The 11,356-nt window shown below is 69.5% G+C and carries 8 protein-coding genes; 1 reads left to right on the top strand and 7 read right to left on the bottom strand.

Going from position 1 to position 11,356, the window contains the following annotated elements; all coding sequences use genetic code 11:
- Positions 1-133: 133 nt before the first annotated feature.
- The 3 genes from KBZ04_RS08770 to KBZ04_RS08760 are packed head-to-tail and all read right to left on the bottom strand — an operon-like array spanning position 134 to position 5,052.
- On the bottom strand, positions 134-406 hold the full coding sequence (locus KBZ04_RS08770; protein ID WP_254991573.1) for a DUF4090 family protein: 273 nt from the start codon (positions 404-406) through the stop codon (positions 134-136).
- 48 nt (positions 407-454) lie between these two features.
- Positions 455-4,135: a methionine synthase gene (gene metH, locus KBZ04_RS08765; protein WP_254991572.1), complete on the bottom strand. Its 3,681-nt coding sequence runs from the start codon at positions 4,133-4,135 to the stop codon at positions 455-457.
- Positions 4,135-5,052, bottom strand: a complete 918-nt coding sequence (locus KBZ04_RS08760) for a branched-chain amino acid transaminase (RefSeq protein ID WP_254991571.1) — start codon at positions 5,050-5,052, stop codon at positions 4,135-4,137. The genes metH and KBZ04_RS08760 overlap by 1 nt, the downstream gene beginning before the upstream one ends.
- Before the next feature lie 53 nt (positions 5,053-5,105).
- Here KBZ04_RS08760 and cobN point away from each other — a divergent pair, with 53 nt between their 5' ends.
- Positions 5,106-8,849, top strand: a complete 3,744-nt coding sequence (gene cobN / locus KBZ04_RS08755) for a cobaltochelatase subunit CobN (protein ID WP_254991570.1) — start codon at positions 5,106-5,108, stop codon at positions 8,847-8,849.
- 27 nt (positions 8,850-8,876) lie between these two features.
- Here cobN and KBZ04_RS08750 read toward each other — a convergent pair whose 3' ends face one another.
- From KBZ04_RS08750 to KBZ04_RS08730, 4 genes are all read right to left on the bottom strand, one after another.
- On the bottom strand, positions 8,877-9,413 hold the full coding sequence (locus KBZ04_RS08750; protein WP_254991569.1) for a hypothetical protein: 537 nt from the start codon (positions 9,411-9,413) through the stop codon (positions 8,877-8,879).
- 29 nt (positions 9,414-9,442) lie between these two features.
- Entirely contained in the window at positions 9,443-10,108 is a 666-nt protein-coding gene (locus KBZ04_RS08745) for a PHP domain-containing protein (RefSeq protein ID WP_254991568.1), read from the bottom strand.
- Positions 10,095-10,712, bottom strand: a complete 618-nt coding sequence (hemJ, locus tag KBZ04_RS08740; protein WP_254991567.1) for a protoporphyrinogen oxidase HemJ — start codon at positions 10,710-10,712, stop codon at positions 10,095-10,097. The genes KBZ04_RS08745 and hemJ overlap by 14 nt, the downstream gene beginning before the upstream one ends.
- Before the next feature lie 357 nt (positions 10,713-11,069).
- Positions 11,070-11,356, bottom strand: a 287-nt coding sequence (locus tag KBZ04_RS08730; protein ID WP_254991565.1) for a helix-hairpin-helix domain-containing protein, incomplete at its 5' end; no start/stop codon positions are given.

The following is an 11,356-nucleotide window of genomic DNA, read 5'->3' as shown; positions in this document are numbered from 1 at the left end:
GAACTCACCCAGAACGCGGCTGGTGAGGGCATCGATCTGAGCGATTCCGATGCCCTCGACGCGTTCCAGCAGGAGGTGATCGACAGTCTCGAGGAGCTGTGCAGCTGAAGGCGCCCGCCGGCGGCGCCGGGGCTCAGCCGTAGAAGAAGGCGATTTCCTTGTCCTTGAGCCCCTCCCAGCCGGCCTCCCGCAGGCGTTGGTCAAGGGTCAGGCGATCAAAGTGCTTGGCACCGGTGCGCACGATCCGGTTGCGCATCGACTTCTGGACCCCACTGCGGGCCCGGCGGCCCTCCAGCTCCATCACTTCGCCATAGAGGGAGAGCATGGCGGCCGGAATCGGCGTGCCGTCAAGGTCGACACCGGCCGCAATGGCGTCATCGACGCCGCCGGGTCCTGCGATGGCCATGGCGAGGGAGGCAAAGGGTGCCCAAAGCCTGCCATGGCCAGGTGAGCCTCAGGCGCTGAAGTACCGCGCCTGGCTGTGCAGGGCCACCAGAGCCGTGGTGCTCTGCTCCGGCTCCAGCTGGTCGCTCTCATCCATCGTCAGGCCGATGCGGTCGGTGTCCAGCCAGGCGAGCTGCTGGCGGGAGTCGGCCACGTTCGGACAGGCGGGGTAACCGAAGGAGTACCGGCTGCCCCGGTAGCGCTGGGCCAGCACGTCCCTCAGGGCGGTGGGCTCGTCGTCGGCGAATCCCATCTCCCTTCGGATGCGGGCATGGGTCCATTCGGCCAGGGCCTCGGCCATCTGGACCGCCAGGCCATGGAAGTAGAGGTAGTCGCTGTAGCGATCGGCCTTGAACAGCTGCTGGGCGAAGCTGGTGGCGCCTTCCCCCATGGTGACGGCCTGCATCGGCAGCACGTCAGCCGGCCGCAGGGCGCCGTCCGGGTCCGGCTCCAGGTCGCGGTAGAAATCGGCGATGCAGTAGCGGTTGCCGCTCCGCTGGCGTGGCAGCACAAAACGCCCCAGCTCCTGCCCGACGGCCGCCGCTGGCGCCCCGGCCGCCATCCCCGCAGGGTCGAACACCACCAGGCCAGTGCCGTCGCGGCCGCAGGGGAAGTAGCCGTAGGCCACCCGGGGGGTGAGCAGGTTTTCGGCGCGGCAACGTGCAAGCCACTCCTGCAGCACCGGTTCCGCCGTCTCGGCCAGCATCGCCTCGTACTCCTGCCGGCTCTGCTGCTGGGTCTTGCGCAACTGCCACTGGCCGGCGAACAGGGCGTTGCGATCGAGGTAGGCGAAGACCTCGTCAAGGTCGATGGCCGTCTCGGTGAGCACCTTGGTGCCCCAGAACGGCGGGGCGATCGCCGCTTCGGCCGGCACGGCCGCGGAACGCTCCTCGCTGGCGGCCGGTGGGGCTTCGGCCTGAGCGCTGGTGGCGCTCTCCACGGCGGCCTCCTGCGGGGAGTCCTCTGCGCCTGCCGCCGGGGCGGCGGGGTCACCCAGACCCAGCCCCTCGGGGGCGCCGTCGAGGAATCCCTCGTGGTCGTCCCAGCGGCCGCCGGTCTTGGCGTCCATCAGGGCGTCCATGAAGCGCAGGTCGGCGAAGGCGTCACGGCCGTAGATCACCTGGCCCCGGTAGGCCTGGCGGCAGTCACCGTGGACGAACCGGGGGGTCAGGGCCGCACCGCCGAGGATCACGGGCACGGAGATGCCGACCGCATTGAAGGTTTCGAGGTTGTCCTTCATGAAGGCCGTGGATTTCACCAGCAGGCCGCTCATGGCGATGCAGTCGGCCTCGTGCTTTGTCTGGGCCTCGACGATCGCGTCGACGCTCTGCTTGATGCCCAGGTTGATCACCTCATAGCCATTGTTCGTGAGGATGATGTCCACCAGGTTCTTGCCGATGTCGTGCACGTCGCCCTTGACGGTGGCGATCAGGAACTTGCCCTTGCTGCTCGATTCGCCCTCCTTGCGCTCCATGTGCGGCTCGAGAAAGGCCACCGCCGCCTTCATCGTTTCGGCGCTCTGCAGCACGAAGGGCAACTGCATCTGGCCGGAGCCGAACAGCTCACCCACCACCTTCATGCCATCCAGCAGGAAGGTGTTGATGATCTTCAGGGGGGGATGTTCCGCCAGGGCCAGCTGCAGGGCGGGCTCCAGGCCGATGCGTTCGCCGTCGATGATGTGCTGCTTGAGCCGCTCTTCGAGCGGCAGATCGGCCAGCGACGGGCCCGAAGCCCGGGCCTCCCTGGCGCTCACCCCCTCGAACTCGGTGGTCAGCAGGGTGAGGGGATCATGGACGCAGATTCCGTCCTCGAAACGCCGCCGGTCGTGGATCAGATCGCGGCAGATCTGCTGATGTTCCTCGCTGATCTTCGCCAGCGGCAGAATCTTCGCCGGACTGACGATGGCGGCGTCCATGCCGGCCTGGCAGCAGTCGTGCAGGAAGACGGAATTGAGCACGATGCGGGCGGCCGGAGAGAGCCCGAAGCTGACGTTGCTGACCCCCAGCACCACGTGAACCCCGGGAAGTTCGCTGCGGATGCGGCGGATCGCCTCGATCGTGGCCGCCGCATTGGCCCGGTCCTCTTCGATACCCGTGGAAATCGGCAGGGCGAGGGGGTCGTAGAAGATTTCGTGGGCCGGCAGGCCGAACTCAACCGCATCCCGGTAGGCCCGCTGGGCGATGGCGAACTTGCGCTCGGCGGTGCGGGCCATGCCCTCCTCGTCGATCGTTCCCACCACCACCCCGGCGCCGTAGTCACGGGCCAGTTCGAGCACCTTGAAGAAGCGCTCGTCGCCGTCTTCGTAGTTGGTGGAGTTGAGAATGCACTTGCCACCGGCCACCTTGAGGCCCGCTTCCATCTTCTGCCACTCGGTGGAGTCGAGCATCAACGGCAGGTTGACGTTGGTGACTAGGCGGCTCACCAGATCGTGCATGTCCTTGACCCCATCCCGCCCCACGTAGTCGACGTTCACATCGAGCACGTGGGCGTTCTCCTTCACCTGGCCCCGGGCCACCGCCACCAGGCCATCCCAGTCCTCGGCGTTGAGCAGCTCGCGCACCTTCTTAGAGCCGCTGGCATTGAGCCGCTCGCCGATGATCAGGAAGGAGTTGTCCTGGACGTAGGGGGTGACGCCATAGATCGACGCCACCGCCGGCTCGTAGTGGAGCGGCGGCCTCTCCAGGCGTTGCTGGGGCTGTCGCACCTGGCGCTGGGCCGGTTTCAGGCCGGCGGCGAGCTCCGCCAGGGCACCGATGTGGGCCGGAGTGGTGCCACAGCAGCCACCGATCACCTGCACGCCGAGATCCTCGACGAAGTGCATCATCTGCATCCGCATCTCGGTGGGGGTGAGCCGGTAGTGGGCCACCCCGCCGATGTTCTCGGGCAGTCCCGCGTTGGGAATGCAGCTCACCACGAAGGGACTGTGCTGGCTCAGGTAGCGGATGTGCTCCTTCATCTGCTCGGGCCCCGTGGCGCAGTTGAGGCCGAGCACATCGATCGGGAAGGGCTCCAGGATCGCCACCACCGCGGCGATGTCGGAGCCGACCAGCATGGTGCCGGTGGTTTCCATCGTCACCGAGACCATCAAAGGCCGCCGCTCCCCAGCGGCACAGAAGGCCTCCTCGATCCCCTGCAGGGCCGCCTTGATCTGCAGCACGTCCTGGCACGTCTCGACGATGAACAGGTCGACGTCGCCGGCGATCAGGCCGGCGGCCTGCTCCCGGAACGAGGCCTTCATCGTGTCGAAGTCGATGTGCCCCAGGGTGGGGAGCTTGGTGGTGGGGCCCATCGATCCCGCCACGAAACGGGGCTTGGCCGGGGTGCTGAAGGCGGCGGCCATCTCGCGGGCCAGTTCAGCCGCCCGGCGGTTGATGGCGAAGGCCTGCTGCTCCAGTCCGTACTCGGCCAGCACGATCGAGGCCGCCCCGAAGGTGTCCGTTTCGATCACATCGCAGCCCGCCTCCAGGAACTGGCGGTGCACCGCCTGAACCGCATCGGGCCGGGTGAAGACGAGGTTCTCGTTGCAGCCTTCGAGGGCCGCGCCACCGAAATCCTCCGCCGTCAGGTCCATCTCCTGCAGGGAAGTGCCGGTGGCACCGTCGAAGACGAGTACGGGACGTTCCGGACCATGCAACCAGTCGAGGAAGCTGATGCGATCGGTGGGGCAGTGGATGGCGGCGGAGACAACCATCAGGCGTCGAGGCGGATGCGGGTGACCCAGTGGTCATAGGAAGGATCGCGGCCCTCCGTGATCGCCGTGAGGCGGTCGCGGAGGCACTCCATCACGGGGCGGTGGCTGGAGAGGTCGGTGGATTCGATGCGCCGCACCGGGGTGACCCTGGCGGCGGTGCCACTGAGGAACACCTCGTCGGCGATCATCAGTTCGGTCTTGTCGACCGCCCGCTCTAGGACGGGGATGTCCATCGCTCGCGCCAGCTCCATGATGCTGGCGCGGGTGATGCCCTCAAGGATGTCCTGGTCGACGCCGGGGGTGATCAGGACGCCGTCCCGGACGATGAACAGATTCATGCCGCTGGCCTCACTCACCTTGCCGCGACTGTTGAGCAGCAGGGCCTCGTCGAAGCCGCTCTTGACCGCTTCGGTCTTGGCCAGCGAACTGGTGATGTAGGCGCCACTGATCTTGCCCCTCAGGGGCAGGGAGCGGTCCTCCTGGCGGCACCAGCTGCTGATCCGGCAGCTGACCCCCTCGGGGGAGAGATAGTCGCCCATCTCAATGCCGTAGATGAGAAAGTCGGTCTGGATGTTGTGCAGCCGCGGGGCGATGCCGAGGTCGCTCGTGTAGACGAACGGCCGCAGGTAGATCGGGCAGGTGGGTCGGTTGGCCTGCAGAAAGGCCGTGATGGCGCTGTGAATCGTCTCCTCGGCCAGCTCGGTCAGCAGCAGCCGGGCGCTCTGGCTGAGGCGGCGGGCATGGCGATCGGCGCGGAACAGCAGGATCTCGTTGTTGTCGGCGGGATTGGGCAGGGCCCGCATGCCGCCGAAGGCGCCCGTGCCGTAGTGCAGCGCATGGGTGGCCACCGACAGGGTGGCTTCAGCAAAGGGGACGCACTGTCCGCCGAACCAGGCGTAGGGCAGGAACTGGTGCATGGAGGGCGGTGGCGACGATGCGATCTTCTCACCGCGTTCGGCAGGATGGGGGCATGCATCGACTCGCGCCCATACCCGGGGACAGGACGGAGGACGACGGGGCCCTCTTCGTGGAACAGCCACCGGCGCCGGTGGTGCTGCTCAGCAGCGCCGATACGGATCTGCTGGCGGTGTCCCAGCTGCTCGCGGCCGAGCCGGCGCTGCTGCCGGCGGAGCTGAGGGCCCTCAACCTCGCGGCCCTGCAGCATCCGGCGGTGATCGACCACTACGTGGCCACCACCCTGGCCAGCACCCGACTGGTGGTGGTGCGCCTGCTGGGGGGACGGGGCCATTGGAGCTATGGCCTGGAGTGCCTGCGCCACTGGGTGGAGGGCGGCGAGGGCCGCCAGTTGCTGGTACTGGCCGGCACCGCCGAGGAGGAGCAGGCCCTTGCCTGCCTCGGCAGCCTCGATGGCCCCCTGGCCCTGGCCTGCGCGGCCTGCCTGCGGGAGGGGGGTGCGGCCAATCTGCGCCTGCTTCTGCAGACACTGGCGGCCCTGCTGGCGGGCGAGAACCCCGAGCCCCCCCGCCCCATTCCAGCGGCCGATCCCCTGCCCCACGACTGGCGTGACGAGCCCGGCTCCCGGGTGGGGGTGATCCTTTACCGAGCCCTCTGGCAGGCGGCGGATCTGGCCCTCATGGAGGCACTGCTGGAGGCCCTGCGCGGCCAGGGGCTGGCACCGCGGGGTCTATGGGTCAGCAGCCTGCGGGACAGGGCCGTGCAGCGGGGCGTGGCCGATCTCCTGGGCCGGGAGCAGGTGCAGGCGGTGCTCTGCGGCACGGGCTTCGCTTCGGTGTCATTTGAGGAGGCGGGCTTGGGGGCCCCCCTGTGGGACCGGTTGGGGGTTCCCGTGCTGCAGGTGCTCTGCAGTGGCCGCAGCCGGGAGGCCTGGCGCCAGAGCAGCATCGGCCTGGCCCCGCTTGACCTCAGCCTGCAGGTGGCCCTGCCGGAGCTGGATGGGCGCCTCACGACCCGGGTGGGCGCCTTCAAGGAACGCAGCGCCACCAGCGACACCCTCGCCACCGCCCTGCACCACTACGAACCGGACCGGGAGCGGCTCGACTGGATCGCCCAGCTCACCGGTGCCTGGATCAGGCTGCGGCTGACGCCCGCTCCCGAGCGGCGGGTGGCCCTGGTGCTGGCCAACTACCCCAACCGCAACAGCCGCCTGGCCAATGGTGTGGGCCTGGACACCCCCGCCAGCGCCACCCTGATGCTCGGCTGGCTGGCGGAGGCCGGCTACGACCTGGGGGTGGCCGCGGATCTGCCTGTCGATGGCGATGCCCTGATTCACCGGCTGCTGGAGGGCCGCAGCAACGACCCGGAGAGCGGCCATCGGCCTCCCCTGGCCCACCTGCCCTTGCCCACCTACCAGGCCTGGTATGCCACCCTGCCCGCAGAGGGCCGCCAGCGGCTGGAGGCGGTCTGGGGGCCGCCCGACACCGACGCGGGACTGGAGCCGGCCCCAGCGGCCGAAGGGCCGGCCTTCCCGGTGCGGGGGCTGCGTTTCGGCCGGGTGCTGCTGCTGATCCAGCCCGAGCGCGGCTACGACCGGGATCCGAGCCTCAGCTACCACAGCCCCGATCTGCCCCCCACCCACGCCTACCTGGCCCAGTACCTCTGGCTGCGCCAGAGCTTCGGCGCCCAGGTGGTGGTGCACGTGGGCAAGCACGGCAATCTCGAATGGCTGCCGGGCAAGGGGCTGGGGCTGTCGCAGGACTGCGTCCCCGAGTGGGCCCTGGGGCCCCTGCCGCACCTCTACCCCTTCATCGTCAACGACCCGGGCGAGGGCAGCCAGGCCAAACGTCGGGCCCAGGCCGTGATCCTCGACCACCTGACCCCGCCCCTGGGACGGGCCGGCCTGCACGGCGACCTGCAGGGCCTGGAAGCCCTGCTGGATGAGTACTGGGAGGCGCGGCAGCTCGGCAGTGCCCGGGCCCCCCTGCTGCGGGAGCGCCTGGGCACCCTGCTGGAGCAACTGCAACTGCCCGCCATGGCCCTGGTGGATCTGGAAGCGCGCCTGGAGGCGGCCGACGGCTACCTGTGTGAACTGAAGGAAGCCCAGATCCGCCTCGGTCTGCACACGTTCGGCACCCTGCCGGCGCCGGCGAAGCTGGCCGAACTGCTGCTCTGCCTGGCCCGGGCGCCCCAGGCGGGACAGCCGGGCCTCAACCAGGCGCTCGCCCTCGACCTTGGACTGGACCTTGACCCCTGGTCCGATGCGGAGGAGGCCCCCCTCACCCCCGCCGACCGCCAGCGCCTGGCTGGCCTGGCAGAGCCTGGCAGCCTGCTACGACATGCCGGCGACGGGGTGGCCCTGCTGGAGGCCCGTGCCCTGGACCTGGTGCAGGAGGAGCTGGGCAGAGCCCCCATGGCCTCGGCTGAGTCGCCAAGGGAGCCGGGGACCGCCACCGAACGGGCCCTGCAGCACCTGCGCCAGAAACTGCTGCCGCCGTTGCTGGCCTGCGGCGATGCGGAACGCCAGGCCCTGCTGACGGGCCTCGCCGGCGGCCGCATCGCTGCCGGGCCCTCGGGGGCACCCACCCGCGGCCGGCCGGATCTGCTGCCCACCGGCCGCAACTTCTACAGCGTCGATCTGCGCGGCCTGCCGACGGAGGCCGCCTGGGACCTGGGACGACGCAGCGCCGAGCTGCTGCTGCAGCTCCATCTGCAGGAGGAGGGCGACGACCTGCGCACCCTGGCCCTGTCGGTGTGGGGGACCGCCACCATGCGCAATGGCGGCGAGGACATCGGCCAGGCCCTGGCCCTGATGGGGGTGCGGCCCGTCTGGGATGGCCCGACCCGGCGGCTGGTGGATGTGGAGGTGATTCCCCTGCGCCTGCTCGGGCGCCCACGGGTGGACGTGACCCTGCGCATCTCCGGCCTGTTCCGCGATGCCTTTCCCCAGCTGGTGGGGTGGTTCAACCGCGCCACCCGCCTGGTGGCGGCCCTGGCGGAAGATCCCGGTGACAATCCCCTGGCGGCCTCAGCCCGGCTGGAAGGCCACGGGGGACGCATCTACGGCTCGGCGCCCGGCGCCTACGGGGCCGGTCTGCAGGGCCTGATCGAGAGCGGCCACTGGGAGGAGCGCCGTGACCTGGGCGAGGCGTTCCTCAACTGGAGCTCCTGGCGCTACGACGGCGACCCCGGCGATGGGGCCAGCGGCGGGGCCATCGCCGCCACGGCCGACCGCGGCGGGCTTGAACGGCGCCTGGCCCAGGTGCAGGTGGTGTTGCACAACCAGGACAACAGGGAGCACGACCTGCTGGATTCCGACGACTACTACCAGTTCCAGGGGGGCCTCAGCGCCGCCGCCGAGGGGCTCCAGGGCCAGGCCCCGGCCCTCTGGTTCGGTGACCACTCCCGCAGCCAGCGGCCCCGCCTGCACCGCCTCGAGCGGGAATTCGACAAGGTCCTGCGCTCCAGGCTGCTCAATCCCCGCTGGATCGGGGCCATGCAGGAGCACGGTTACAAGGGCGGCTTCGAGATGGCTGCCAGCCTCGACTACCTGTTCGCCTATGACGCCAGCACCGGGCGGGTACCGGACTGGGGCTACGGCGCCATCAGCGCCGCCTGGCTGGAGGACGGGACCGTGCGGGAGTTTCTGAGACGCTCCAATCCCTGGGCCCTGCGCGACATGGCCGAGCGGCTGCTGGAGGCCCACCACCGGGGGCTTTGGGAAGGGGCCGATCCCCAGCGGCTGCAAGGGCTGCAGGCCCTGTTGCTGGAGAGTGAGGGCCTGGTGGAGCAACGCTGAACCAGGCCCCCCAGTCCGTCCTGGGGATCAGAGGTCGAGGTCCCGCACCATCGAGCGGAAGGGATCCGTGTTGCCAGGCTTGGCGGGCTGCTGGGTGATCTTCGGCTGGCTCTGGGCTTCGGCCTCCTTCTGTTGCTTCGCCGCCGCCGCACCACCGGGGACGTTGGTGGGGGTGACGGAGGCCCCCTTCATGCGCTGTCCCAGCTCGGCCGCGCTCATCTGCTGGGCGAAGGTCTTCTTGACGGGCTTGGGGATGCCACCGGTGAGGTTCCCGGAACCCTTCTCCGTGGGCTGGATCCCGGCCAGACCAGGGGTCATCTTCTCCACCCGGGCCTCCATGGAAGCCACCTCGGCCACCATCTCCTTGTCGCCGGGGCTGTCGGCGTTGCCGGGGAAGGTGTGGCGGATCGTGTTCGACCGCTTCATGAACTGGACATCGCCAAGGCTGGTGGAGGCCTCGGGATCGAGGAAGAAGGTCTCGGCCTTGGGTTTGGCCTTGGCGGCAGCCTCAGGATTGGTCACCGAGGCGGCACGGGAACCGAACAGACGATCGAGCAGGCCCATCGACGCAAGGAGAAACGTGTCAGCAAACCCTAGCGGCCGTGGAGCTCCAGCCCATGGGTATCCGTACCACAACTCATCAGAAGGCCCCGCCGTTCCAGATCCGCCGCGATCGCCTCGCACACCAGTTCCGTGGGTTGCCAGCGGGGCCGCATGGCGTAGTCGTACCAGACTTCGGCGCCGTCGAAGCCCAGGTCCGCCGCCGCCGCGATCAGGCGCTGGTGGGGCAGGCGATAGCGGGCGGGGTGCGCCAGCAGCGCCAGGCCCCCGGCGGCCTGGATCGCCGCCACCACCGCCTTGGCCCCCAGGGCCGGTCCGATCACGGACGTGCCCTGGAGGTAGGGGTGGAGGGAGGGATGATCCGCGGCGAAACCCAGACCGAGGACGTGGACCAGGCATCCCTCCAGCAGGCAGCTGATCTCCACCCCCCGCCAGAGGACGGGGGCCGGCTCGCCCCGCCGCCTGTGAGCCTCAAAGGCGGAAGCGATGGCCCCGTGGGCCGCCAGGGCGTGGTGATCGGTGACGGCCAGGTGCTCCAGGCCGATGGCCACGGCCTCAGCCGCCAGCTGCTCGGGGTGGAGGCTGCCGTCGCTGTGGATCGTGTGGCAGTGGAAATTGAGCCGCTGCGGGCAGCTGTCGGCCCGCACCTGGCGCAGCACCGGGGTGAGGGGATGGGCAAGAGCCTCAGGCCGCAGCACCGCCGCTCTCCTGCTGGGTCTGCCGTTCGCTGCGCAGCCGCCGCCAGCGCGCATAGAACTGGATCGAAGCCGCCATGAACACCACCAGGGCCACCAGGAACCAGGTGGCGGCACCGGTGGGGAACTGGTTCTTGAACACCACCAGCATCACCACCAGCACCAGCATCAGCGTCGGCAGTTCGTTGAGGGCCCGCAGCTGGCGGCCGCTCCAGCGGTACTCGCCGCGGTGCAGCTGGCCCATCAGCCGGTAGCAAAGGTGGTGGTAGACGAGCAGCCCCGCCACGACGGCCAGCTTGGCGTGCATCCAGGTCGGCTTGAGCCAGGCCGGCTCGACCAGCAGCAGACCCACCGCCATCGCCACGGCCACCACCATCCCCGGTGTGGTGATGATGTTGGCCAGACGCCGCTCCATCAGGCCGTACTGCTCCTCGAAGGCCTGCCGCAGGGGGGGATCCAGTTCGGCCGCTTCCCGGTGGTAGATGAACAGCCGCACCAGGTAGAACAGCCCGGCGAACCACACCACCACCCCGATGATGTGGAGGGTCTTGAACCAGAGGTAGGCCTCGGGGGGCCAGCTCACGGCCAGGGACAGCGGCAGCGTCATGTCAGGACCTGGGGGCACCGGAGGGTGCTTCGGATGGCCAAGTTAGTCGGCAGTAGCGGCGGGCCACGGCGGCGGCGTAGGCCCGATCCACGGGCCCCAGCTGTGGACTGATGCCCCCGTTGCGACAGTCCACCAGGATCCGCTCGCGATGGTTCTCCTGGTCGCCCACCCGGAGCCTGAGCTGCCAGTGGTACTTGGCACTGCGGCTGATCTCGTCACCACAGACCGGCCCGACGCAGAGGCCCGGCGCGGCCAGCGTCGCCCGCCCGGCAGAAGGCAGCAGCAGCCAAAGGGCCAGAAGTCCAGCCCAAAGCCACCTGGAGACCAGCCCAGCGACCCCCCACCCCCCTGCGACCCTCATCCCGCCAGCTCCAGGGGTGGCTCCTCGCCTTCAGCCCCGGATTCGGGCCCATCCAGGGGGGGATGGAAGTGCTCCCACACCTGCCGCGCCATCGCCGGTCCGATCCCTGGGACGGCGGCGATCTGCTCGGGGCTGGCCAGCTGGATCGCGTCGATCGAGCGGAAGTGGGCCAGCAGATCCTTGACCCGCTTGGGGCCGAGTCCGGCGATGTCACTGAGTCGGGAGCGCTTCATCCGCTCGCCGCGCTGCTGGCGGTGGAAGCTCACGGCGAAGCGGTGGGCCT

Origin of the sequence: Cyanobium sp. N5-Cardenillas, assembly GCF_024345515.1 — a bacterium.
Taxonomy (GTDB): domain Bacteria; phylum Cyanobacteriota; class Cyanobacteriia; order PCC-6307; family Cyanobiaceae; genus Cyanobium.
Note: the sequence above shows the minus strand (reverse complement) of the source record. Positions and strands in the feature narration are given on the sequence as shown.

Bases quoted from the DNA above. Each gene is read 5' to 3' on its own strand.
- KBZ04_RS08750 (WP_254991569.1), bottom strand. From the start codon at position 9,413: ATGGGCCTGCTCGATCGTCTGTTCGGTTCCCGTGCCGCCTCGGTGACC.
- hemJ (WP_254991567.1), bottom strand. From the start codon at position 10,712: ATGACGCTGCCGCTGTCCCTGGCCGTGAGCTGGCCCCCCGAGGCCTAC.
- cobN (WP_254991570.1), top strand. From the start codon at position 5,106: ATGCATCGACTCGCGCCCATACCCGGGGACAGGACGGAGGACGACGGG.
- KBZ04_RS08760 (WP_254991571.1), bottom strand. From the start codon at position 5,052: ATGCACCAGTTCCTGCCCTACGCCTGGTTCGGCGGACAGTGCGTCCCC.
- metH (WP_254991572.1), bottom strand. From the start codon at position 4,135: ATGGTTGTCTCCGCCGCCATCCACTGCCCCACCGATCGCATCAGCTTC.
- KBZ04_RS08770 (WP_254991573.1), bottom strand. From the start codon at position 406: ATGGCCATCGCAGGACCCGGCGGCGTCGATGACGCCATTGCGGCCGGT.